Source organism: Actinoplanes sp. TBRC 11911, from assembly GCF_012933445.1.
In the GTDB taxonomy this organism is placed as follows: domain Bacteria; phylum Actinomycetota; class Actinomycetes; order Mycobacteriales; family Micromonosporaceae; genus Actinoplanes.
In genome coordinates, this window is record NZ_JABBNC010000024.1 from 36575 (window position 1) to 59966 (window position 23392).

General features: G+C 67.7%; 18 protein-coding genes and 1 riboswitch. Of the genes, 10 read left to right on the forward strand and 8 right to left on the reverse strand.

Translation table 11 applies throughout. The features are described from left to right. Positions 1-4: 4 nt before the first annotated feature. From rhaS to HH310_RS27850, 4 genes are all read left to right on the forward strand, one after another. Entirely contained in the window at positions 5-1072 is a 1068-nt protein-coding gene (rhaS, locus tag HH310_RS27835; protein ID WP_169178628.1) for a rhamnose ABC transporter substrate-binding protein, read from the forward strand. Continuing rightward, a complete protein-coding gene (locus HH310_RS27840; RefSeq protein WP_169178629.1) occupies positions 1072-1407 on the forward strand; it encodes an L-rhamnose mutarotase in 336 nt (111 codons plus the stop codon). The genes rhaS and HH310_RS27840 overlap by 1 nt, the downstream gene beginning before the upstream one ends. Continuing rightward, on the forward strand, positions 1404-2570 hold the full coding sequence (rhaI, locus tag HH310_RS27845; protein WP_169178630.1) for an L-rhamnose isomerase: 1167 nt from the start codon (positions 1404-1406) through the stop codon (positions 2568-2570). The genes HH310_RS27840 and rhaI overlap by 4 nt, the downstream gene beginning before the upstream one ends. A gap of 2025 nt (positions 2571-4595) precedes the next feature. Continuing rightward, positions 4596-6794, forward strand: coding sequence for a discoidin domain-containing protein (locus HH310_RS27850; protein WP_169178631.1), 2199 nt, complete (start codon positions 4596-4598; stop codon positions 6792-6794). Here HH310_RS27850 and HH310_RS27855 read toward each other — a convergent pair. Continuing rightward, positions 6791-7768, reverse strand: a complete 978-nt coding sequence (locus HH310_RS27855) for a LacI family DNA-binding transcriptional regulator (RefSeq protein ID WP_211192706.1) — start codon at positions 7766-7768, stop codon at positions 6791-6793. The genes HH310_RS27850 and HH310_RS27855 overlap by 4 nt on opposite strands. 180 nt (positions 7769-7948) lie before the next feature. On the opposite strand from HH310_RS27855, the gene HH310_RS27860 reads away from it, so the two are divergent. From HH310_RS27860 to HH310_RS27870, 3 genes are read left to right on the forward strand one after another with little or no spacing between them, the layout of a single operon-like run. Then, positions 7949-8980 (forward strand): sugar ABC transporter substrate-binding protein, encoded by a 1032-nt coding sequence (locus HH310_RS27860; protein ID WP_169178632.1) that lies wholly within the window; start codon positions 7949-7951, stop codon positions 8978-8980. A gap of 3 nt (positions 8981-8983) precedes the next feature. Beyond that, complete coding sequence (locus HH310_RS27865) at positions 8984-9997, forward strand: ABC transporter permease (protein WP_169178633.1); 1014 nt, start codon at positions 8984-8986, stop codon at positions 9995-9997. Continuing rightward, positions 9994-10773: an ATP-binding cassette domain-containing protein gene (locus HH310_RS27870; RefSeq protein WP_169178634.1), complete on the forward strand. Its 780-nt coding sequence runs from the start codon at positions 9994-9996 to the stop codon at positions 10771-10773. The genes HH310_RS27865 and HH310_RS27870 overlap by 4 nt, the downstream gene beginning before the upstream one ends. Positions 10774-10870: 97 nt before the next feature. On the opposite strand, the gene HH310_RS27875 is transcribed toward HH310_RS27870, so the two are convergent. Both HH310_RS27875 and HH310_RS27880 read right to left on the reverse strand, forming a co-directional pair. Beyond that, a complete protein-coding gene (locus tag HH310_RS27875) occupies positions 10871-11074 on the reverse strand; it encodes a hypothetical protein (RefSeq protein ID WP_169178635.1) in 204 nt (67 codons plus the stop codon). A 154-nt stretch (positions 11075-11228) separates the two neighbouring features. Beyond that, the gene (locus tag HH310_RS27880; RefSeq protein WP_169178636.1) at positions 11229-12134 is read right to left on the reverse strand and encodes a Gfo/Idh/MocA family protein; all 906 of its coding nucleotides are present in this window, start codon (positions 12132-12134) and stop codon (positions 11229-11231) included. A 35-nt stretch (positions 12135-12169) separates the two neighbouring features. On the opposite strand from HH310_RS27880, the gene HH310_RS27885 reads away from it, so the two are divergent. Further along, entirely contained in the window at positions 12170-12883 is a 714-nt protein-coding gene (locus HH310_RS27885; protein ID WP_169178637.1) for a TetR/AcrR family transcriptional regulator, read from the forward strand. A gap of 177 nt (positions 12884-13060) precedes the next feature. Here HH310_RS27885 and HH310_RS27890 read toward each other — a convergent pair whose 3' ends face one another. Next, entirely contained in the window at positions 13061-13729 is a 669-nt protein-coding gene (locus HH310_RS27890) for an MBL fold metallo-hydrolase (RefSeq protein ID WP_169178638.1), read from the reverse strand. Positions 13730-15298: 1569 nt separating this feature from the next. On the opposite strand from HH310_RS27890, the gene HH310_RS27895 reads away from it, so the two are divergent. Continuing rightward, on the forward strand, positions 15299-16336 hold the full coding sequence (locus tag HH310_RS27895; protein WP_169178639.1) for an aldo/keto reductase: 1038 nt from the start codon (positions 15299-15301) through the stop codon (positions 16334-16336). Position 16337: 1 nt separating this feature from the next. Here HH310_RS27895 and HH310_RS27900 read toward each other — a convergent pair whose 3' ends face one another. From HH310_RS27900 to HH310_RS27910, 3 genes are all read right to left on the reverse strand, one after another. After that, positions 16338-17669 carry a beta-1,3-glucanase family protein gene (locus HH310_RS27900; protein WP_169178640.1) on the reverse strand — a complete coding sequence of 444 codons (1332 nt, stop codon included), beginning with the start codon at positions 17667-17669 and terminating at the stop codon, positions 16338-16340. Between the two features lie 316 nt (positions 17670-17985). Then, positions 17986-19539, reverse strand: a complete 1554-nt coding sequence (locus tag HH310_RS27905) for a sodium:proton antiporter (RefSeq protein ID WP_169178641.1) — start codon at positions 19537-19539, stop codon at positions 17986-17988. 4 nt (positions 19540-19543) lie between these two features. Beyond that, the gene (locus tag HH310_RS27910; RefSeq protein WP_169178642.1) at positions 19544-20260 is read right to left on the reverse strand and encodes a cyclopropane-fatty-acyl-phospholipid synthase family protein; all 717 of its coding nucleotides are present in this window, start codon (positions 20258-20260) and stop codon (positions 19544-19546) included. Between the two features lie 114 nt (positions 20261-20374). Next, positions 20375-20465: riboswitch (ZMP/ZTP riboswitch) on the forward strand. 18 nt (positions 20466-20483) lie between these two features. Here HH310_RS27910 and HH310_RS27915 point away from each other — a divergent pair. Further along, on the forward strand, positions 20484-21905 hold the full coding sequence (locus HH310_RS27915) for a glycine hydroxymethyltransferase (protein ID WP_169178643.1): 1422 nt from the start codon (positions 20484-20486) through the stop codon (positions 21903-21905). Positions 21906-21941: 36 nt separating this feature from the next. Here the strand turns inward: HH310_RS27915 and HH310_RS27920 are convergent, their stop codons facing one another. Continuing rightward, positions 21942-23162 carry an SLC13 family permease gene (locus HH310_RS27920; RefSeq protein WP_169178644.1) on the reverse strand — a complete coding sequence of 407 codons (1221 nt, stop codon included), beginning with the start codon at positions 23160-23162 and terminating at the stop codon, positions 21942-21944. Positions 23163-23392 lie beyond the last annotated feature (230 nt).

A 23392-nucleotide genomic window follows, 5' to 3' on the forward strand; every position in this document is an offset into this window, starting at 1 on the left:
TCTCATGAGGCGACTGCTCACCGCGGGTGCGGCGGCCACGGTCCTGGTACTCGGTACGACCGCGTGTAGTGGCACGACGAAGGACAACTCCTCGGACACCGGCGGCGGGGGCCAGACGGCGGCCGCGGCCGATCCGAACGCGCCGCTGAAAGAGGGCTTGAAGATCGCGTATCTGCCCAAGCAGCTCAACAACCCGTACTCGGACGTGGAGACCGGCGGCGGCAAGGTGGCCGTCGGCGAGATCAAGGGCGAGTACAAGCTGGTCGGCCCCAACGACGCGTCCGCGTCCTCGCAGGTGTCGTACATCAACACGCTGATCCAGCAGCAGCAGGACGTGATCGTGGTGGCGGCCAACGACCCGAACGCGGTCTGCCCGTCGCTGAACCAGGCCCGCGCCGCGAAGATCAAGGTGATCACGTTCGACTCGGACGCCAACAAGGACTGCCGGGACGCGTTCATCAACCAGGCCACCACGCAGGGCATCGGCGAGTCGCTGGCCAAGATGGCGCTCGAGCAGGCCGGCAGTGCCGGCGGGGACATCGCGATCCTGTCGGCGACGCCGAACGCGACGAACCAGAACGCGTGGATCGACGTCATGAAGAAGGAACTGGCCAAGCCGGAGTACTCGAAGCTGAAGCTGGTCAAGACCGCGTACGGCAACGACGACGACCAGAAGTCGTTCCAGGAGGCGCAGGGTCTGCTGCAGTCGTTCCCGAACCTCAAGGTGATCGTCTCGCCGACCACCGTCGGTATCGCGGCGGCGTCCCGGTACGTCTCGTCGTCGTCGTACAAGGGCAAGGTGCAGATCACCGGCCTCGGCCTGCCGAACCAGATGCGCGAGTACGTCAAGGACGGCACGGTCAAGGAGTTCGCGCTGTGGAACCCGGCCGACATCGGCTACCTGGCCGCATACGCGGGTGCCGCGATGGCGTCGGGGCAGATCACCGGCGCTCAGGGTGAAAAATTCAAGGCCGGCAAGCTCGGCGACTACACGATCGGCGCGGACGGCGAGATCGTGCTCGGCCCGCCGACGGTCTTCAACGCGCAGAACATCGACCAGTTCAATTTCTGATGCCTCGTTACTGCTTCCAGCTCCAGGTCCGCCCGGACCGCATGACGGAGTACGTGGAGCGGCACCGGACCGTGTGGCCCGAAATGCAAGCGGCACTTCGGGCCACCGGCTGGCGCAACTACTCCCTTTTCCTGCGCTCCGACGGGCTGCTCATCGGCTACGTGGAGTCGGACGATCTCGCGGCGTCCCAGGCGGCGATGGAGGCGCTGGACGTCAACACCCGGTGGCAGGCCTCGATGGCACCGTTCTTCGAAGGCACCACCCCCACAGACGGCTTTCCGCTGCTCACCGAGGTGTTCCACCTTTCCGAAGATCCTTTGGAGAAGACATCATGACCGACCTCGCGGCCGTCAAGCGCGCCCTGAACGCCCAGCGCGTCGAGACACCCTCCTGGGCGTACGCCAACTCCGGAACCCGCTTCAAGGTCTTCGCCCAGCCCGGCGTGCCGCGCACCCCCGAGGAAAAGATCGCCGACGCCGCGCAGGTGCACCGCTTCACCGGTATCGCCTCGTCAGTGGCCCTGCACATTCCCTGGGACAAGGTGGACGATTACGGCGCGCTTTCGCGTTTTGCCACCGACAACGGCGTCGAGATCGGCGCCATCAACACCAACGTCTTCCAGGACGACGACTACAAGCTCGGCTCGGTCACCAACCCCGACCCCGGCATCCGGCGCAAGGCCACCGATCACCTGCTCGAGGCGATCGACATCATGGACCAGACCGGTTCGCGCGACCTCAAACTCTGGTTCAGCGACGGCATCAATTACCCCGGCCAGGACGACCTACGCAACCGCCAGGACCGTTTGGCTGCCGCCTTGCGCGAGACCTACGACCGCCTTGGTGCGGATCAGCGCATGCTGCTGGAATACAAATTCTTCGAGCCGGCCTTCTACGCCACCGACGTGCCAGACTGGGGAACCTCCTACGCGCATTGCATCGAGCTGGGCGACCGGGCCACCGTCTGCATCGACACCGGCCACCACGCCCCCGGCACGAACATCGAGTTCATCGTCACTTTCCTGCTCCGTCAGAAAAAGCTCGGCGCGTTCGACTTCAACAGCCGTTTCTACGCCGACGACGACTTGATGGTCGGTGCCGCCGACCCGTTCCAGCTGTTCCGGATAATGTACGAAATTGTCCGCGGCGAGGCGCTGGATCCGTCGTACGGCATCGCTTTCATGCTCGACCAATGCCACAACATCGAGCGCAAAATCCCCGCCATCATCCGCTCGGTGATGAACGTCCAGGAGGCAACCGCGAAGGCTTTGCTGGTCGACCGCGACGCCTTGAAGCGAGCCCAGGATTCCGGCGACGTCCTGGACGCGAACGCCGTCCTGATGGACGCCTACAACACCGACGTCCGCCCGCTGCTGGCCTCCTTGCGCGAGGACGCCGGCCTGGACCCCGACCCGGTCGCCGCCTACCGCCGAAGCGGCTACGACGAGAAAATCACCGCCGACCGCGTAGGCGGCACCCAGGCCGGCTGGGGGGCGTAGGGGCCGGCCGCGGGGGATCGCGCTAGGCGGTCCAGTGTGGGCGGTCCCCGGTTTCCGCCCGCCGGACCGCCCACCCCACGAGCGCGAGACCGGCGGCGGCCGCAATCATTCAAGACCAAGAGGTCGTAGCGGGGTGGGTGGTGCAGACCGCAACTCCCGTCGAGGGCCGGCGCGGGGCGAGCAGGCCGCTGGCGCGCCCAAGACGCTCCCCCCACCCCGGCGACCTGCGTAAGTGGTCACCCCCAAACCCCCGCGTGGCGACCCGCGCCGCCCGGCCAGTCGACACCCCGCGACCGGGCACCCCAAACGCCGGAGATGGCGCGGCCGCACCACACCACCCACGTCGGCTACACCAACGACGAAAAGGCACGGACCGCCCAGCCACCCCACCCGCGCGCCGGTACGCCGAGCGTTTCGCCGCCGCGGCCAGGCCGAAACGTGGCACGTCAGGGCATGGCGGCGGGGTGTCTTGGCGGCAGCGCACAGACGGTGCGGGCGCGCCATCTCCGCCGAGACAGTCGATACCCGCATCCGCCGTCTTCCGGGGGCAGACTTCGACGTCGCACCGATGTCAACACGGCGGTCGGGGTAACGCCCGATGTCCGACAAATCCGCATGAGATGCGCTTTCACTGTCCCGGGTCGCGCGAGTGAGCCTCGGAGGGGGCTGGCATCCGGTGGTCATCTCATAATGCGGTCGCGGACGTCCACATATTGAATCGATGTCCAAATAGGACACCAATTTTGTCCAAATTAGAGGCCTTTGCACCCGCCGTGGGCCGGTTGATTTCGAGACCTTGGAGAGTTATGCCCACATGCGAGCCCTAACTTGCCAAGGTCTCGAAATCAGACTGCGCGGCCATGCCTGTGATGCCGCATGGCCGCGCGATGCCGCATTCGTTGCCGGTATTCCCAACCCCGGAGTATCCCCAACCCAGTAGGTCCGGCCGGCGTGCACCACGACGTCCGCGGAGTCGATCGCCGCCCACAACGGCGCCGGAAGGTCGCGAGCCCGCTTCGGCAGGTGGGTGTCTCTGGTAAGCACAAGCCGCACACCGGTAACCGTAAGCCGTGGCGCCGCTCCTCGGGGCCGCTGGACGGGTGGGCTCGGGGCGCGGCCGCGCGGCGCTTCCATTCCGTGAGACGGGCGACCGCCTGCTGAGACCCGCGCCCGCATCATGGACCCACCGTCCGCGATGTGAGACCAACGTCCATTGTAGAGAGCATCTTTGTCACGCAACGAGGCTTTTGTCCCGCAAATTTTTCCGCCCGAATGTGAACCTTGGAGGGTTATGGCTCGTATGTGGGCGCAACTCTCCAAGGTTCACAAAAATCCATGATGTGGCCGGCGGTGTCCCACATAGTGGGACGCTCGGCCGTGAGCGGATCACCACAGCGCCTCAGCTCTGGCACAACCGCGCCACCGGCCACGTCGACCGCGGCCCGGACCACCTCGGCCGGCCGTGACCAGGGCACGCACCGCCTACAACCACGGTTAGGACACTCGTCTAGGGTTAGTGGCCGATGTCCGACAAATCGTATGAGATGCCCTCGGTCGCTCGGCTCGATGGCGGGAGCGCTCGGCTCGATGGCGGGCGCGCTTGGCTCGACGGCGGGCGCGCTTGGCTCGACGGCGGGAGTGCTTGGCTCGATGGCGGGAGTGCTTGGCTCGATGGCGGGAGCGCTCGGCTCGATGGCGGAGCCGGGAAGCGCTTCCCGGGCGATAAATCCGACACATACCGGAAGGACGGTTTTTTCGTTTCCTGCCGGAACCGGTTCCGGAGAACGTGTTATCGACGCCCGAGGGATCGACCGCAGGCGATCTAGCTGCGGTGACGGCCCACCCTGGTTACGGGCGCAAGACCGCAACGGTTATCGATTGGTTCCGGAACCTCGCTCGGGCCTGGACAGCCGGGAAACCCATCCCTAGCTTCGATGACGGGGGAGCGCTCTCCCCGTACATGTGGAGAAGCTTCCCCGAGGGTGCACGCAGTCCCCCTTGCAGTTCCCCGCCCGAGGAGAAGCAATGACCATCCCCAGTAACTCCGCACCCCCGCGGAGACGCTCCCCCTGGCGCCTCGCCGCCATCGGTGGCCTGGTCGCCGGCGTCGTCGCCGGGTTCACGGCCGTCACCGCCACCGGTGCGAGTGCCGCCGAAACCCTGTTGTCGCAAGGTAAACCGGCAACCGCGTCGTCCACTCAAGCGGCCGGCGCCTACCTCGCCTCGGAAGCCGTCGACGGCAACCTCGGCACCCGCTGGTCGTCGGCGGCCAGCGACCCGCAATGGCTGCAGGTCGACCTGGGCAGCACGCAGAGCATCACCCGGGTCGAGCTGAACTGGGAGACCGCCGCGGCCAAGGCGTTCCAGATCCAGGTGTCGAACACAGGTAACACCAACGACTGGCAGTCGATCTACTCGACCACCACCTCGACCGGCGGCAACCAGTCACTGACCGTCAGCGGATCCGGGCGATATGTCCGGATGTACGGGACGCAGCGCACCACCGGCTACGGCTACTCGCTCTGGGAGTTCAAGGTCTACGGAGGCACCACGACCACCGATCCGCCGCCCACCGGTGGCGGCGGCAGCCTCGGCGCCAACGTGATCGTCTTCGACCCGAGCATGTCGAGCGCGAGCATCCAGAGCCAGGCCGACGCGATCTTCGCCCAGCAGGAGCGCGACCAGATGGGCACCCGGCGGTACGTGCTGGCGTTCAAGCCCGGCACCTACAACGGCCTCAACATCCAGGTCGGCTTCTACACGTCGGTGATCGGTCTGGGCCAGAACCCGCAGGACGTGCGGATCAACGGTGATGTCACGGTCGACGCCGGCTGGATGGCCGGCAACGCCACCCAGAACTTCTGGCGCTCGATCGAAAATGTATCGCTATATCCGGTAAATGGTGATGATCGCTGGGCGGTGAGCCAGGCCGCGCCGTTCCGCCGAGTGGACGTCCACGGTGGCGTGAACCTGGCTCCGAACGGCTACGGCTGGGCGTCCGGCGGCTACATCGCCGACTCCCGGATCAGCGGCACCGAGGGCCAGTACTCGCAGCAGCAGTGGTTCACCCGCAACAGCCAGATCGGGTCGAACTCGAACGCGGTGTGGAACCAGATGTTCGTCGGCGTGCAGGGCGCTCCGGCCGCCAGCTACCCCACCCCGCCGTACACGGTGATCGGCAGCACCCCGGTGATCCGGGAGAAGCCGTACCTGTACCAGACCGGCGGCAACTACGCCGTCTTCGTGCCGAACCTGCAGACCAATGCCAATGGTCCCACCTGGGTGAACGGCAACACGCCGGGCACCAGCCTGCCGCTGACCAGCTTCTACGTCGCCAAGCCCGGCGACAGTGCCGCGACGATCAACGCGGCGCTCGCACAAGGTCTCAACCTGATCTTCCAGCCCGGCGTCTACCACGTGAACCAGACGATCAACGTGACCCGGGCGAACACCGTGGTGATGGGCCTCGGCTACGCGACGATCATCCCGGACAACGGGGTCACGCCGATGCAGGTGGCCGATGTGGACGGTGTAAAGGTCGCCGGCATCCTCTTCGACGCGGGCACCACCAACTCGGCGAACCTGCTGGTCATCGGGCCGTCAACAAGCGGAACGAGCCACGCCTCCAATCCGACCACGGTGCAGGACGTGTTCTTCCGGATCGGCGGCTCGATCGCCGGCAAGGCCACCAACAGCCTGCTGGTCAACAGCAACAACGTGATCATCGACCACATCTGGGCGTGGCGGGCCGACCACGGCAACGGCGGCACGTTCGGGTGGAACGTCAACACCGCGGACAGCGGGCTGATCGTGAACGGGAACAACGTCACGGCGTACGGGCTGTTCGTCGAGCATTATCAGAAGACCGAGGTGCTCTGGAACGGCAACGGTGGCCGGACGTACTTCCTGCAGAACGAGCAGCCGTACGACCCGCCGTCCAACGCCGCCTGGCGCAGTGACGGGACGGGTTACCCGGCGTACAAGGTCGCGGACAGCGTGAGCACGCACGAGGCCTGGGGCATGGGCAGCTACGCGTTCTTCCAGAACAACCCGGCGGTGCACTCGGCCAACGGGTTCCAGGCGCCGGTCAACGGCGGGGTGAAGCTGCACAACATCTTCACCATCTCGCTCGCCTCCGGCACGATCGACCACGTGGTCAACAACATCGGTGCGGCGGCCACGGCCGATCAGGTCGTTCCCCGTACGGTGACCACCTTCCCCTAAGCGATCTCGCCACTGCCGCGCGGGATCAGGGTCGTCGGAATCCTGATCTCGCGCGGCGGTCCGGCATAGCCCTCGATCCGTTCGAAAAGGACGTTTGCCGCCGTACGCCCGAGTCGGCCCGGATCCTGCGCCACCACCGTGATCGCGGGGTCGAGCAGGTCCGCCAGCGGAAAGTCGTCGAAGCCCACCAGCGCGACCGTCCGCTGCCGGTCCAGTCGTCGCAGCCCACGCACCACGCCGACGGTGATCCGGCTCTGTCCCGCGAAGATCGCCGTCGGTGGCTCGGGACCGCGCAGCAACGCGATCGTGGCCTTCTCCGCCGCCACCGCGTCGTGCAGGTCGTGCACCACCGGACCGGCCCGCTCGCCGAGCGCCTTGCGATACCCGCGAAAACGGTCCCGGGCCGTGGGCAGCCGCGAAAAGTCCCCGAGATAGGCGATCCGCCGATGTCCGTGGGCGACCAGGTGGCGTACGGCTCCGGCGGCCCCCGCCACGTTCGTCGAGACCACCGTGTCGGCTTCGACGCCGGACGCCTCCCGATCCACGAAGACCACCGGAGTCATCCCGAGATGCCGCTGGTCATCGCTGGTGGGCGCGAGGATCAGGCCGTCCACCTGCCGCCTGCCGAACGCCTCGGCCAGCTCCCGCTCGCGCTGCGGGCTGTCGTCGAGATTGCCGGTGAGCACGTGGACGCCGCGGTCGTGAGCCGCGTCGGCCACCGCCCGGTGCACCGCCGCGGAGAACGGATGCGACACGTCCTCGAGCAGCACCCCGATGGTCCGGGTGCGACGGTCCTGGCGGCGCAGCATGCTGGCGCCGAGGTGCGGGCGATAGTCGAGAGATGCGACGGCGGCGCGCACCCGGGCGGCCAGATCGGGCGCGACCGTGGTCTCGCCGTTGACCACCCGGGACACGGTTTTGAGGCTGACGCCGGCCGCCCTGGCCACGTCGTTCATGGTCGGTCGTTGCGTCATTTGTCGACTCCCGTCGATGTCGATCACCGAACGCAACAAGTTGGCCACTCATTGTTGACATGAGATGAACCCGGGCGTCTACTGCGGGACAACGTTGTCTTTCAATGTCCAGTCTTCAGTCCTTCGTAGGGTGGCGGGTGGGGCGGTCGGATGGGCTAAATCGATTTGGAGGACCCGATCATGCGTACCGGAAGGGTGGTGGCCGTCGGCTGCGTGATGACGCTGGTCCTGGGGCCGACCGCCGCTTGCAACAGAGGCTCCGGTGAGGACGTCGTCGGGCTGATCACGAAGACCGACACGAATCCGTTCTTCGTGCAGATGAAGAAGGGCGCCGAGGCCGCGGCCAAAGAACAGGGCCTCGAGCTGCAGAGCTTCGCCGGTAAGCAGGACGGCGACAACGAGGCCCAGGTGCAGGCCATCGAGAACCTGATGTCCTTCGGTGCCAAGGGTTTCCTGATCACGCCGAACGACTCGAAGGCGATCGTGCCCTCCATCGACAAGGCGCACGAGCAGAACATGCTGGTGATCGCCTTGGACACGCCGGTCGACCCGCCGGACGCCGCGGACGCCACCTTCGCCACCGACAACTACCAGGCCGGGAAGCTGATCGGGCAGTGGGCCAAGGCGAAGTTCGCGAAGGACGGCAAGCAGGCGAAGATCGCGATGCTGGACCTCAACGCCAATCAGGTCTCCGTCGACGTCAAGCGGGACCAGGGTTTCCTGGACGGCTTCGGCATCCAGGTCGGCAACCCGGACAAGATCGGCGACGAGAACGACCCGCGGATCGCCGGGCACGACGTCACCGACGGTGCCGAGGACGGCGGCCGGACCGCGATGGAGAACCTGCTGCAGAAGGACCCGTCGATCAACCTGGTCTACACGATCAACGAGCCCGCGGCGGCCGGCGCGTACCAGGCCCTGAAGTCGGCCGGCCGGGACAAGGACACCGTCATCGTCTCGATCGACGGCGGCTGCCCCGGCGTCGACAACGTCTCGAAGGGCATCATCGGCGCGACGTCCATGCAGTTCCCGCTCAAGATGGCGCAGATGGGCGTGGACGCCATCGCCGCGTACACCAAGGACGGCACCAAACCGCAGGCGACGCCGGGCAAGGACTTCGTGGACACCGGCGTCCAACTGATCACCGACGACCCGCAGGCCGGCGTGGACGCGAAGGACTCCACGTGGGGCAAGCAGAACTGCTGGGGATGACAAATGGCCACTGCCACTGCTGATTTCGACGTACGCCGGAACGACTCCCTCGGCTTGCGCATCCAACACGTGCTGCACGCCAACCCCGTCCTCGGGCCGCTCGCCGTCCTGATCGTCGCGATCATCGCCTTCTCGATCATCAACGGCCGGTTCTTGACGGCGACCAACCTGTCCCTGGTCCTGCAACAGGTCACGGTCATCGCCACGCTCGCCCTCGGGCAGACGCTGATCATCCTGACCGCGGGCATCGACCTGTCCGCGGGCGCCATCGCGGTCTTCTCCTCGATCCTGATGGCGAACTTCGCGACCAAGGCCGGGATGCCCGGGTTCATCGCGCTCGTGCTCAGCCTGGCCTGCGGCACCGCGATGGGGGCGATCAACGGCTTCCTGGTGACCCGGATCAAACTGCCGCCGTTCATCGTCACGCTCGGCACGCTGACCATCTTCTTCTCGCTGAACTCGGTGGTCAGCAACTCGGAGACGGTGCGCGGCTCGGACATGCCCAGCCTGATGACGTGGACGGGCAACTCGATCCCTCTGGGTGGCTTCCGGTTGACGTACGGGTCGATCATCATGCTTTTGCTCTTCGGGTTGTTCTTTTACTCGCTCGGGCGTACGGCCTGGGGAAAGCATGTCTATGCCACCGGCGACGACGTGGAGGCCGCACGACTGGCCGGCATCCGGACCGGGCGCGTGCTCTTCTCCGTGTACGCCGTCGCGGGTCTGCTCTACGCGATCGCCGGATGGATCCTCATCGGCCGGTTGGCGTCGGCCAGCCCCAACGTCGGCGTCGAATACAACCTCGACTCGATCACCGCGGTCGTGCTCGGCGGCACCAGCCTTTTCGGCGGCCGCGGCATGGTCCTCGGCACCCTGATCGGCGCGCTGATCGTCGGTGTCTTCCGCAACGGCCTGCAGCTGGCCGGCGTCGAGGTGGTGTGGCAGGGCTTCGCGATCGGCCTGCTCGTCCTCGTCGCGGTCTCCCTCGACCAGTGGATCAGGAAGGTGAAGACGTGACCACGCCCGTGTTGGAAGCTCGCGGACTGACCAAACGCTACGGCCGCGTCGTGGCCATCGACGGCAGCGACCTTTCCCTCTACCCGGGCGAGATCCTGGCCGTCATCGGCGACAACGGTGCCGGCAAGTCCAGCCTCATCAAGGCCCTGTCCGGCGCCCTGATCCCGGACAGCGGTTCCATTTTTCTCGACGGAAACCAGGTCCATTTCCGTACGCCCATGGACGCTCGCACGGCCGGCATCGAAACCGTGTATCAGACCCTGGCGCTGGCCCCCGGCCTCGACATCGCGGACAACCTGTTCCTGGGCCGGGAGGAGCGCCGATCCGGGACGCTGGGCTCGATGTTCCGGATGCTGGACCGCCGGCACATGCGTGACGAGGCCAAGCGGCACATGAGTGACCTGGGCGTGGCGACCTTGCAGAACATCGGGCAGGCGGTTGAGTCGCTCTCCGGTGGCCAGCGGCAGGCCGTGGCGGTGGCCCGCTCGGCGGCGTTCGGCAGCAAGGTGGTGATCCTGGACGAGCCGACGGCGGCGCTCGGGGTGAAGGAGGGCAACCGGGTGCTGCAGCTGATCCGCGACGTCCGGGACCGTGGCCTGCCGGTCATCCTGATCAGCCACAACATGCCGCACGTGTTCGAGGTGGCGGACCGGATCCACATTCAGCGCCTGGGCAAGCGGGCGACGGTCATCACCCCGGCGTCCCACTCGATGTCCGAGGCGGTCGCGATCATGACGGGCGCGGCCCAGCCCCCGCCGCAGCCGGTGGCTCCGTAGCTTTACCGTCCCCCTCCCGGCACGACGCCGCCTCTGGTTCTGGCGTCGCGCCCCCGCCAAGGCCCGGTGGTCGTGCGAACCACCGGGCCTTGTGCTGCTACTTGTTCTTCTTGTCGCTTTTGTCGCTGTCGAGCGCGGCCAGCATCTCGGCGTCGCGGTCGTCGGCGAGCTCGCGGACCGACTTCGTCTGCGGCATGACCACCTTCCAGAGGAGGGCGATCAAAACAAAGGCCCAGGCCCACGGGGGAATGTTGGAGTCCGGCCCGAACATCTGGGCCGTAACGTCATAGGCCGAATCCATGTACTGGTCCATTGGTTACCGCCGGGATGGTTGAGCCGGATGGGACGTGACTGCTCTTCGCTGAGCGTCGGCCCCAAGAATCGGACGCCAGGTTCCCGGGCTTAGCGATTCGGCCTCCTCGGCGTCAGCTCGGCTATCGCGCAGGGAGGCGCTTTCACGCTCCGGCGGAGTGGATGTCCCGCTCGAGCTCGGCAAGGATCTCGGTCATCCGCAGACCGAACCGCACATCGCACTCATGGGGCGTGTTCGTGCGCACGGACGTCACCAGAGCATCGACGGCGTTGTGGTACGAGGCCACCGGATCGTTCCAACCGCCCTGCGGCATCGCCGCAATGCCGTGCTCGCCCAGGAGTTCCATCTGGTTGGCCATGCTCGCCGGCGGTGCCTGCAGGCTCAACGTCGCCGAACTGGACGCTCCCGAGTCGTGCGTCATGATCAGATGCGTCAGGTCGTGCCCGGTCCGGACCGCCTTAACCGCACGCACGTCCCCGAGCAGCGGAAGGTAGACCGAAAGCACGTGCGGGCCGAGGTCCCACAGCGCACCCGACTCCTCCCGCCACGGAGTCAGGGTAGAGATGCCTGGAATTCCTGCGGCGGGAAATAGGGTCAGCCCTTGCGCGGTGAACCAACCGCCCTTCGCGGTCTGTTCGCCGATCCAGGTCGCGGTCTCCTCGGTGAATCGCAGGGTGGTGAAGACGATGGACGAGACACCCGTCCGCGCGACGGCGTCAGCGACCTCACGGGCCGCCGCGACGCTGGTGGCGACCGGCTTCTCCAACAGCAGGTGGCGTCCGGCGAGCGCAGCCTGGACCGCGATGCCCGCCTGGACATCCGGAGGCACGGCGAAGGCGATGACGTCACTGGATTCGATGAGCTCGGTCAAGCCGTCGTCTCCCGAGTACGCCGTCGCACCGTAGGAGCCGGCGAGGCGGCCGGCGGCGTCGGAGGAGCGCCCCCAGACCCCGTTGAGGTCGATGTCGGGATGGGCGGCCAAGGCCGGGGCATGCGTTTTCTGGGCCCACGACCCGGTACCGATGAGTCCTGCACTTAATTTGGTCATTCCGAGATATTACACAGATCTGTTTAATTGGCATGGTGACAACCGACACTCAGCTTATCATACCGATCTGTTTACTTATATCGACCAGCCCGATACTCTCCGGGGTTTCGTGGCGACACTGTGGTGAACAGCACTGTTTACCTGTTGTTATGCTTGGTCGCGTGGGCGACACGACAGACAAGGCCAGGACGCGAATCGTCCGGCGCGCGACGGAGCTGTTCCGCGCGGAGGGCTTCGGCGCCGTCGGCGTCGACCGGATCAGCGACCTGGCACCGGTTTCGAAGCGCACGCTGTATCAGCGCTTCCCCACCAAAGACGATCTGATCGCCGAGTACGTGCGAACGATCGGCGACACAAACTATGACTCCATGCAAGACGCGGTGGACGACGACGCACCGCCGGCGGAGCGCATCCTTCAGGCTTTCATCTGGCTGCAGAATCAGACGACGCCGTCCGGATACCGCGGCTGCCCGATCGTCAACGCGGTGGCCGAGCTCCCCGACGCCACCCACCCGGCACGACAACTCGCACTGGACCACAAGGACCAGGTGCTCGGTTTCTTCCGCGACCAGGCCGCAAGCGCGGGCGCCGCCGACCCGGACGAGCTGGCCGAGCAGCTGATAATGCTTTTCGACGGCGCCTCGTCGTATTCCCTGGTACGCGACAGTCGGATCCCGCCAAGCTTCCTCGCGGCAGCCAAGACCCTGATCAACGCGCAGCTGCCCCCGGACAGCCAACCGCTGAAGTAAGGCGGCTCCGGCAGTCCACGTGGACTGCTCTTCGTTGGGCGTCGGCCCCAAGAGTCGGGCGCTCGCGGCGGGTTTGCGCTCGAGGCCCTCGGTCAGCGGCAGCTCGGGACGCCAGGTACCCGAGGCTTGCGGATTCGGCCTTTTCCGGCGGTCAGCTCGGTCTCGGCCCCGGCGGAATCAGCTCGGTCTCGGTCCCGGCGGAACCGGCGCGAGGCGGTACGCGTCCCCGTCGGCGCGGACGAGGCCGGCGGTGGGCGCGGCGAAATGCGACCCGAACAGCAGGTTCTCCGTGCGGGCGAGCCGGGCGAGAAGGCCACGGCGGGTGCGCTCGGACTGCTCCGCCTCGACATCGGCCGAGCAGGCCCAATCGGGTCGGGCGAGCTGCGCCGGATGATGCAGCCAGTCGCCGCCGATCAGCGCCGATCGTCCCGCGTCGCTGACCTCCACGCTGAGCTGGCCCGGAGTGTGGCCGGGCGCGGGCCGCAGCAGCAGACCCGGCGCCACCTCCACACCTTCCTCGCGCAGGTCGACGAGCTCGAGCTGGCCGGTGGCGGTTACCGGGTCAAACGAGTCGGCGAAGATCCGTTGCCGCCGCGGGTCGGGCTTGGCGAACTCGAACTCGGTTCGGCTGATGAGGTAGCGCGCCCGCGGGAAGGTTGGCAGCCATTTGCCGGCCACCTGGCGGGTGTTCCAGCCGACGTGGTCCGGGTGCAGGTGAGTCGTGATGACGACGTCGATCAGTCCGGCTGGAAAGTCGGCCGCTTCGAGCCGCGCGAGGAACGGCGTGTCCAATTGGTCGAAGGCGGTGCCGGGATAGGACTTGCCGTTGCCGATCCCGGTGTCCACCAGGACCCGATCGACGCTTGGCGAATGCGCAGGTAACGAAGCTCCTTTAGCAGATCGAATGGCCGAAATCAGCAACACGGCGAGTTAATTCGATACGCGCAACTCTCCAAGGTTGCGAAATCACGCCGGAAACGGCCGCCGCAAAAGCGTGTAATACGGGTAAAGCAACCGTCCTCCTCGAGCTGTCGTCCACAATGTGTAACTGTTCAGCTGGTTCCGTCGGCCGGGAGCCCCCGTGCGAGGCGACGCCGCCAGGCCCCGGCAGGTCCCAGCTCCCCACAGTGGCCGCCCCACCCGGGCGTGGGGAGTCGCGACGCCGAGGAGGTTGCGGTTGCCCACACCGCAGCCACCCCCACCCCCGTGTGGGCAACCGCGACACCGAGAAGGTTGCGGTTCCCCACACCGCAGCCACCCCCACCCCCGTGTGGGCAACCGCGACACCGAGAAGGTTGCGGTTCCCCACACCGCAGCCACCCCCACCCCCGTGTGGGCAACCGCCACGAACGGAAGGTCCCGGCTCCCCACAGCGACGGCCCGCGCAGGTCCGCCGCGCAAGGTCAACTCATCGGAGCGTGAGCGGCGCGAGAAACAGCTGAACAGTTCCACAATGTGGGCACCTCTGACCAGATGGTAGATGGTGGTGACTGTTCAGCTGGTTTGGCGGGAGCGGTGGACCCACCCCACGGGGGAACGTGTTTCGCGTGGTTCGTGGCTTTCGTCTCGCGTGTGTCCAGCGGGCGGTTGCGACGACGGGTGCGTTCGCGCCTCGGATGACCTCGGTGGGCGTCGGAGCCCGGAATCTTGATGAGTTGTGGTCGGGACGCCCGAAGTCATCAAGATTCGCGGGTGGCCGGAGGAAGCCGCGTCGCAAAAGCTGTGTGGGTTGGACAAAGCGGTCCGGCGCCACGCGGTCCATGGCGGGGCGTGGGGAGTTCGGACGATAGATGGTGCGGCGTGGGGGGTCCGGACGGTGGATAGCGGTGCGTGGGGGGCGGACGGTGCATGGCGGTGCGTGGGGGGCGGACGGTGCATGGCGGTGCGTGGGGGGCGGACGGTGCATGGCGGTGCGTGGGGGGCGGACGGTGCATGGCGGTGCGTGGGCGGCTCGGACGATGCATGGCGGGGCGTGGGGAGTTTGGACGGCGGGGGGCGAATGCCCGCACGGGTGGGTTTGGGGGTGACCACTTACGCAGGTCGCCGGGGTGGGGGGAGCGTTCTGGGCGCGTCAGCGGCCTGCTCGCCCCGCCCCGGCCCTCGACGGGAGTTGCGGTCTGCACCACCCACCCCGCTACGACATCTTGGTCTCGATTCGCGGGGATTCGCGGGGCGGGATTGCGACCTCTTGGTCTTGCGTCACGGGGTTGGCGGGGCGGAATTGGGGGCGCCGAACCGGGCTCGGGTGGGCTGCTCCTCCGCCGCCGCGCCGGGCCGGTGGGGGAAGCCGGGGATCCGGTGGGGGATCACCAGGCGGCGGAGGGCGCCCAACAAAAATCAGCTTGGTCGATGCCTCGGGTCACTGGCAAGACATCCTGGATTGCAAAAGATGTTTGACGTACTAACTTCTTCCCCATGGAATATCGCAGTCTCGGTCGTACCGGAATTCAGGTCAGTCCACTCTGTCTCGGCGCCATGATGTTCGGGGCGTGGGGCGAGCCCGATCACGACATGTCCGTGAAGACCATCCACGCCGCGCTCGACTCCGGGATCAACTTCATCGACACCGCGGACGTGTATTCGCAGGGCGAGTCCGAGGTCATCGTCGGTAAGGCGCTGGCCGACGGGCGACGCGACGACGTCGTGCTGGCCACCAAGGTGCACGGCCAGATGGGCGGCACCGGCGATCCCAACAGCCGCGGCACCTCCCGGCGGTGGATCGTGCGGGAGCTGGAGAACAGCCTGCGTCGATTAAAGACCGACTACGTCGACCTGTATCAGGTGCACCGGCTGGACCCGCACACCCACCACGAGGAGACCCTGGGCGCGCTGACCGACCTGCAGCGCCAGGGCAAGATCCGGGCGTTCGGCTCGTCCACCTACCCGGCGGAGCAGATCGTCGAGGCACAGTGGACGGCGGAGAAGCGGGGGCTGGGGCGGTTCGCTACCGAGCAGCCGCCGTACTCGATACTGGTCCGGCACGTCGAGGCGGATGTGCTGCCGACGCTGCAGCGCTACGGCATGGGGGTGCTGTCGTGGGGTCCGCTGGCGAGCGGCTGGTTGTCCGGCGGTTACCGCAAGGGCGCGCCGCTGCCGCAGTCGAAGCGTGCCGACCGGCTGCCGCAGCGTTTCGACATCACGCTGCCGGGCAACCAGCTCAAGCTCGACGCGGCGGAGCGGCTCGCCCAGCTCGCCAACGAGGCCGGCATGTCGCTGATCCACCTGTCGCTGGCGTTCGTGCTGCAGCACCCGGCGATCACCTCGGCGATCATCGGACCGCGCACGATGGACCACCTCGACTCGCAGCTGGGCGCCGCCGAGGTCACGCTGACCCCGGAAATCCTGGACCGGATCGACGAGATCGTCCCGCCCGGCGTCACGCTCGCGTTCGGTGACCGCGGATACCAGTCGCCGACGCTGACCGACAAGCTCCAGCGCCGGCGACGGGTCTAGCTCACCAGCCGACCGCGACCAGCAGATACTGCGGGTTCGCGTGTGAGACAAACGAGCTCTGGCCGGCCACGTCGTCGTACGGGAAGCCGTAGGCGAGCTTTCCGAGGGCGTGGTCGTGCCAGAACTTCGCGTAGTAGTTCGCGGGCGCGGCCCGGTAGTAGTTCGACACCGTCTCCCACTGCGACTGCGGCAGGTCGATGGTGTGCCGGTTCAGCGCGGCGCACTGTTGCGGCTGGCTGGCGAGCACCCCGGCGCAGCCGAAGATGTCCGAGGTGATCGCGTTGATGCCGTGGGCCGAGGCGTACGGGGAGATGTAGTTCTGGTATTGGCCACCCTGCCGGAACATCGGGTCGCTGCCCGGCGCCAGGATCCGATAGGGCGCGGTGGCGGTGGCCAGGTGCTTGAACTCGGTGGGGACCTCGGCGGCGAACTTGTTGAAGGTGGCGGTGCGGTCCTCGGTGAAGGTCTGATAATCCTCGCCGACCTGCACGTCGTTGCCGTCCCGGCTGTGCAGCCGCATGGCGATCTTCAGGCCGAAGGCGTCGACGCGGGTGGTGTTGCCGTTGAACACGTTGGCGCCGACGGTGAACTCGATGAAGTCGAAGTATTGGCTGTTCGGCGCGCCGAGGTAGAAGTACATGCGGCCGGCCGAGTTGGCGGGCATGTCGAGGTAGGGCTGCTCGGCGATCGAGTGGGTCTGCCCGTTGAAGCTCCAGTAGACCTGGCTGTCGGGGTAGCGGCCGTTGGTGCGGTTGAGGACTTTGACCTGCACGACGTTGCGCGCCGGCGGGATGCTCGCGGTGTCGCCCCAGAACGAGTCCGGCATGCCGGTGGTCGGCGGCGGCGGCGTGGACGTCGACGTGCCGAAAACCTGGAACTCCCAGAGCGAATAGCCGTACGGGGTGGCGCGCGTCGTCCCGTTCATCCGGATATATCGCCCGCTGCCGGTGACGTTGATCGTCTGGGTGCCGCCGGTGCCGGTCGTGGTGCTGTAGATCGTGGTCCAGGCGTTGCCGTCGGCCGAGGTCTGGATTTGAAAGGCCCGCGCGTACGCCGCCTCCCAGTTGAGTGTCACCGAAGTGATCGTGGCGCCGGCACCCAGATCGACCCGTAGCCATTGCGGGTCGCTGAACGCACTGGACCAGCGGGTTCCGGTGTTGCCGTCAACGGCGGCGCTGGCCGGGAAGGTCCCGTTCTCGGTGCTGGAGGCGGTCGCCGGACGGCCTTGCGAGATGAGGGTGGGTGCGGCCTGCGCGGCCGTGGCCGTGGTCAGGGGGATCAGGAGCGTGAGGACGGCGCCGAAAAGCAGCGGGCGCCACCGGGTTCGGGGCATGGGGTCTCCAATGGGGAGCGTGCGGCGGTGCGCCCGGCCGCCCGCCGTCGCCGGCCTGGGGATGGCGGCTGAGAGCGCTCTCGCGAGTGAGTTTCATCGATGGATATCGCTGTGGCAAGCGGTCTGCCCGTTGGGGCGAGGCGATAGGTCCGTTCGGCCCGGCTTTCGCCGGCCGGTGCCGAGGCCCTCCCGCCGACCGGATGACGCGGCTTCCGTAGGCCCGCGCAGAGGCCCTCCCGCCGACCGGATGCCGCGGCTTCCGTAGGCTCGCGCAGAGGCCCTCCCGTCGGCCGGATGCCGTGGCGCTTCCGCCTGCTCAGCTCGGGGTGTGTTGCGCGGCCTGCCGCAGGTCCAGGTCTTCGATCAGGTCGCGGGCGGTCTCCTCGGGCAGCCGCCGCTCCATCACCGCCTGACCCAGCGCCTTCCGCTGAGCATCGAACGACGAATCCATGTCGGCGGCCGGGTCGGCGGTGGCGGCCTCGGCCACGATCTCGCGGCCCAGCTGCCGCATCCGCTCCCCCTCGGCCCGCTCGCCGGCCAGGTCGAACTTGAGCAGCCGGGCCGCCCGGCCGATCGTGGTGCCCTGGATCAGCAGCGTGCCGAGCGTGACGATCAGCGCGATGGCCTGGATGGCGGGCCGGCCCGGGAACGGCGCGCCGGACGCCGTCCGCTCCGGGATCGCGGCGGCGGCGGCCAGCGTCAGGATGCCGCGCATGCCGGTCCAGCCCACGAGCAGCGTCTCGCGCGTCGTCGGCGGATCCAACGGCTCGCCGCGGCGGCGGGTGCGGCGCTTGCGGCGTACGTCGTAGGCATCTTTGAACTTGGGGTCTTTCGCCAGCCGGCGGTTGATCAGTCGCAGACGCAGCGTCCAGCGGCCGAACAGCAGGTAGACCACCACCATGCGGAACACGATCGCCACCACCAGCAGCACCCCGGCCGCGACCAGCGTGCGCACCAGGCCGGGCTGCTCGGAGTCGGCGAGGTCCTGCAGGACGAACTTCAACTGCAGTCCGATGTACGCGAAGACGAAGGTCTCCAGCACGAAGTCCACGACCGGCCAGAACGCCTCTTCCTGCAGCCGGGTGCGGTAGGCGCCGGGATACTGATGTTTCGGGTCGAGGGTGAGGTTGACGCTGAGCCCGAACGCGGCCGCCACCACCGCGAGGATGCCGGACGCGTGCGCCTGCTCGGCGGCCAGGAACGCGGTGAACGGCACGAGCAGCACCAGCGACGTCTCGAGCGTCGGGTTGCCGAGCCGTTTACGGATCCACAGCGCCACCACGGCGAGCAGCGCCCCGATAGCGAGCCCGACCACCGCGTTGCGCAGCAGATCGACGGTGCCGCCCCGCCACGACGTGTGCTCGCCGTTGACCGCCCCGACCGCGATCGTGAACAGGGTCAGCGCTGTCGCGTCGTTGACCAGGCTCTCCCCGGTCAGGATCGTCGTCACCCGTTGCGGCAGCCCGATCTCGTCACCGTGCGACACCGTGGTGATCGTGTCCGGCGGCGCGAGCACCGACCCGAGCACGAACGCCGCGGCCACCCCGATCGACGGCAGCAGCCATTGCGCGACCAGGCCCAGCGCGCCCGCGGTCAGCAGCACCAGGACGACGCCGAGCGTGGTGATCGCCCGCAGGTTTGCCCCGAAGCCGGAGAACGACGAGCCGCGGGTGGCCGAGTAGAGCAACGGCGGCACCACGACCGCGAGGATGAGCTCGCTGTCGAGTTCCAGGCGTGGCACGCCCGGGATGAACGAGGCCCCGGCGGCCAGCACCACGATGATCAGGCCCGGCTCGATGTGCCGCTTGCGGGCGATGGCCGAGACCGCGATGCCGACGCCGACGATGAGCAGGATTTGTACGCCGTTCACCTGGTTATCTCATCAGAGCGATCACACCCCAGCCCAAATACTCCCGTTGATACCTCGCGTGGTGCACCGGATCGTCGGTCAACTCCTGACGCATCTCGGGCGCGAGCGGATCGTCGGGATTGGCGTCCAGCCACCGGCGGATGTTGAGCCAGTGGGCGGCCGCGTACCGATCCCAGTCGTCCTGGTTCGCCAGCACCATCTCGACGACGTCCCAGCCCAGCTCGCGGAACTGTTTGAGCAGCTCGGGCAGCGACCGGAACTGCTGGCCCATCGCGTACTCGACGGGGGGATAACCCCGGCGGAACGGTTCGCCGATCAGCACCATGCCGCCGGGCCGCAGGCTGCGCTCGGCGATCTCCAGAGTGCCCTGCACGCCCTCGCCGATCCACGTGGCGCCGAGGCAGGCGACGACGTCCGCCTTCTTCCGGCTCGTATATGTGCTCGCGTCGGCGTGCTCGAACTCGACCGGGCTGCACAGCTCGTCGGCGCGGGCCCGCGCGGCGGCGAGGAAGTCGGTCGAGATGTCCACCCCGATGCCGGTGATGCCATGATCGCGTGACCAGGTGCAGAGCATCTCGCCCTTGCCGCAGCAGAGGTCGAGCAGGTGGTCGCCGGGCCGCAGCTTGATGACCTGGCCGAGGGTGGCGAGCTTCGTGGCCGATAGTGGGTTCAGGATGCGGAGGTCACCCTCGCGGATGACGAAACTGCGAGGAAGATCCATGCCGCCGCCTTTCGTCGATGCCATCGATTCTCGCGATCGGCGGCGACGCCCGGCAACCGTCTTTGGTCGACGGCTGCGGTCCGTTGGTAGCCAGGGCGGACCCCGGTATGCTCGGCCTCGGGCCGTGACTGGCGCGTGAAGGTGGGCTAACCATCGGGGAGCGGCCTCGTCGAATGACGACCTGCCGTGCGCCTGGGCCTCTGCATCGTGATAGTGAGGTCCTATGTCCGAGCTGAATGCCGAGTCCACCGCTTTTCGTGCGGCGCTGGATGTCGTCCGGTCCGTCGAGCCGCGCATCGCGGACGCGATCACCAAAGAGCTGCATGATCAGCGAGAGTCGCTCAAGCTGATCGCGAGTGAGAACTATGCGTCGCCGGCCGTGCTGCTGGCAATGGGTAACTGGCTTTCCGACAAGTATGCCGAGGGCACGATCGGCCGCCGGTTCTACGCGGGCTGCCAGAACGTGGACACCGTCGAGGCGGTCGCGGTCGAGCACGCCAAGGCACTGTTCGACGCGCCGTACGCGTACGTCCAGCCGCACTCCGGCATCGACGCCAACCTGGTGGCCTACTGGGCGATCCTGGCCGACCGGGTCGAGGTGCCGCACCTGCAGAAGTTCGAGAAGCGCCAGGTCAACGACCTGAGCGAGGCCGAGTGGGCCGAGTTGCGGGCGGCCTTCGGCAACCAGCGGATGCTGGGCATGTCGCTGGACGCGGGCGGCCACCTCACGCACGGCTTCCGGCCGAACATCTCGGGCAAGATGTTCGACCAGCGCAGCTACGGCGTCGACCCGGCGACCGGCCAGATCGATTACAAGGCGCTACGGGACACGGCGAAGGAGTTCCAGCCGCTGATCATCGTGGGCGGCTACTCGGCGTACCCCCGGAAGGTGAACTTCGCGACCATGCGCGAGATCGCCGACGAGGTGGGCGCCACCTTCATGGTCGACATGGCGCACTTCGCCGGCCTGGTCGCGGGCAAGGTCTTCACCGGCGACTACAACCCGATCCCGCATGCGCACATCGTCACCACCACGACGCACAAGAGCCTGCGCGGCCCGCGTGGCGGCGCCGTCTTCGCCCAGCCCGAGCTCGCGTCGCAGGTCGACCGCGGCTGCCCGATGGTGCTGGGTGGCCCGCTCAGCCACGTCATGGCGGCCAAGGCGATCGCGTTCGCCGAGGCGCGTGACCCGTCCTTCCAGACGTACGCGCAGAACATCGTCGACAACAGCCAGGCGCTCGCCGAGGGGCTGCGGCGCCGCGGGGTGCAGCTGGTCAGCGGCGGCACCGACAACCACCTGGTGCTGATCGACGTGCACCCGTTCGGCATCACCGGGCGCCAGGCCGAGGCCGCCCTGCTCGACTCGGAGATCGTCACCAACCGCAACGCGATCCCGCAGGACCCGAACGGCGCGTGGTACACGTCGGGCATCCGCGTCGGCACGCCCGCGCTCACCTCGCGCGGCCTCGGCACCGCCGAGATGGACCAGATCGCCGAGCTGATCCACACGGTCCTGTCCAACACCAGCCCGGCCGAGGGATCCAAGGCCAAGTACGTGCTCGACCCGGCCCTCGCCGACCGCGTCTCCAAGCAGGCGACCGAGTTGCTGGCGCCGTTCCCGCTCTACCCGAGCGTCACCATCTGATCCGTACGGGGTGTCCCGCCGCCGAGCGGGGCACCCTCACACCTGCAGGGCCAGCCAGAGCGCCAAGACGCCGGCCACCAGCGCGAGCGGCACGGTCACCGAGCCGAGCCGCAGGAACTCGCCGGCGTCCGGGCGGGCGTCGCGGGTGTGCAGGATCTGCCGCCACAGCAGCGTGGCCAGGGAGCCCACATAAGTCAGGTTCGGGCCTACGTTGACGCCGATCAGCACGGCCAGGATCAGGCCCGGCGACTGATGGACGGCCGGGAGAAGCACCAGCGTGGCCGGCAGGTTGTTGAGCACGTTCGCCAGGACGGCCGCCAGCGTGGCCACCGCCAGCAGCCCGAGCAGGCCCTCGTGGCCGGGGACGAGAGCGTCTACCAGCCGGCCGAGCCCATGTTCGCGGACGGCGAGCACCACGATCCCCAGCGCGACGACGAAGGCGCAGAAGGCCGGGTTCGCCTCCCGGATCAGGGTGCGGGGAGAGGGTCGCAGCGGGACGGCCAAGGCCACGGCGCCGGCGACCGCGATCCACACCGGGGCGACACCCAGCGGTTCGGAAACGGCGAATCCGGCGAGTGTCAGGGCCAGCACCGTCAAGGCGTACCGGGGCAAGGGTTGATCGGTCTGTTCCTCGACCAGGCCGGGGGGCTTGTTCAGGTCGGCGCGGAAGAACCAGCGGAAGACCGCGTATTCGACGGCGATCACGGCGAGCCAGGGCAACGCCATCATCGCCGCGAAACCCAGGAACGTCAGGCCGCTCGCGGCGAAGACCAGCAGATTCGTCAGGTTCGAGACCGGCAGCAGCAACGACGCCGAATTGGCCAGGTGGGCGGAGGCGTACGAGTGCGGTCGCGGCCGGGACCCGATGCGCGCCGCGGTCGCGAAGACCACCGGTGTGAGCAGGACCACGGTGGCGTCCAGGCTGAGCACCGCGGTGGTTACCGCGGCCACCACGAAGACGGTCGTGAGCAGGCGTTTCGGGCTGCCGCGGGAGATGCGGGCGGTGACCCCACCGGCGTACCGGAACACGCCGTGCGAGCCCGCGAGATGCGCGAGGACCAGGACCGCGGCCAGGAACCCCACGGTGGGGCCGAGCTCGCGCACCTCGTCGACCGCGTCGTGCCACGGCACCAGGCCGGTGGCGAGGACGAGTAACGCCGCCGGAACCGCGACGACGGCCTCGGGAAGTCCGCGTGGCCGGCCCACCGCGAACGCCAGGATGCCGGCGAGCAACACCGAGGAGACGACGAGCGGCATGGTTACGCGGCTCGCCTGGTCATGCGCGCGTTAGTTCCCGGAACCCCGGGGGGCTCAAGCACGGGAGTGAGGCTCGTCGCAATTCGGCACCGAGGGTGTTTTCCCTGGCCGCGGAGGGTAATCGTTGACCTGCGGTGTTGCGGATCCCGCCCTCAAGATCCGCTGGGGATATTTGCATTCACGCAAAGTCACTCATACTTTCGGCTAGTCTATGCTCGTCTTCTCGGCTA

Bases quoted from the DNA above. Each gene is read 5' to 3' on its own strand.
- rhaS (WP_169178628.1), top strand. From the start codon at position 5: ATGAGGCGACTGCTCACCGCGGGTGCGGCGGCCACGGTCCTGGTACTC.
- HH310_RS27840 (WP_169178629.1), top strand. From the start codon at position 1,072: ATGCCTCGTTACTGCTTCCAGCTCCAGGTCCGCCCGGACCGCATGACG.
- rhaI (WP_169178630.1), top strand. From the start codon at position 1,404: ATGACCGACCTCGCGGCCGTCAAGCGCGCCCTGAACGCCCAGCGCGTC.
- HH310_RS27850 (WP_169178631.1), top strand. From the start codon at position 4,596: ATGACCATCCCCAGTAACTCCGCACCCCCGCGGAGACGCTCCCCCTGG.
- HH310_RS27855 (WP_211192706.1), bottom strand. From the start codon at position 7,768: ATGACGCAACGACCGACCATGAACGACGTGGCCAGGGCGGCCGGCGTC.
- HH310_RS27860 (WP_169178632.1), top strand. From the start codon at position 7,949: ATGCGTACCGGAAGGGTGGTGGCCGTCGGCTGCGTGATGACGCTGGTC.
- HH310_RS27865 (WP_169178633.1), top strand. From the start codon at position 8,984: ATGGCCACTGCCACTGCTGATTTCGACGTACGCCGGAACGACTCCCTC.
- HH310_RS27875 (WP_169178635.1), bottom strand. From the start codon at position 11,074: ATGGATTCGGCCTATGACGTTACGGCCCAGATGTTCGGGCCGGACTCC.
- HH310_RS27880 (WP_169178636.1), bottom strand. From the start codon at position 12,134: ATGACCAAATTAAGTGCAGGACTCATCGGTACCGGGTCGTGGGCCCAG.
- HH310_RS27895 (WP_169178639.1), top strand. From the start codon at position 15,299: ATGGAATATCGCAGTCTCGGTCGTACCGGAATTCAGGTCAGTCCACTC.
- HH310_RS27900 (WP_169178640.1), bottom strand. From the start codon at position 17,669: ATGCCCCGAACCCGGTGGCGCCCGCTGCTTTTCGGCGCCGTCCTCACG.
- HH310_RS27910 (WP_169178642.1), bottom strand. From the start codon at position 20,260: ATGGATCTTCCTCGCAGTTTCGTCATCCGCGAGGGTGACCTCCGCATC.
- HH310_RS27915 (WP_169178643.1), top strand. From the start codon at position 20,484: ATGTCCGAGCTGAATGCCGAGTCCACCGCTTTTCGTGCGGCGCTGGAT.
- HH310_RS27920 (WP_169178644.1), bottom strand. From the start codon at position 23,162: ATGCCGCTCGTCGTCTCCTCGGTGTTGCTCGCCGGCATCCTGGCGTTC.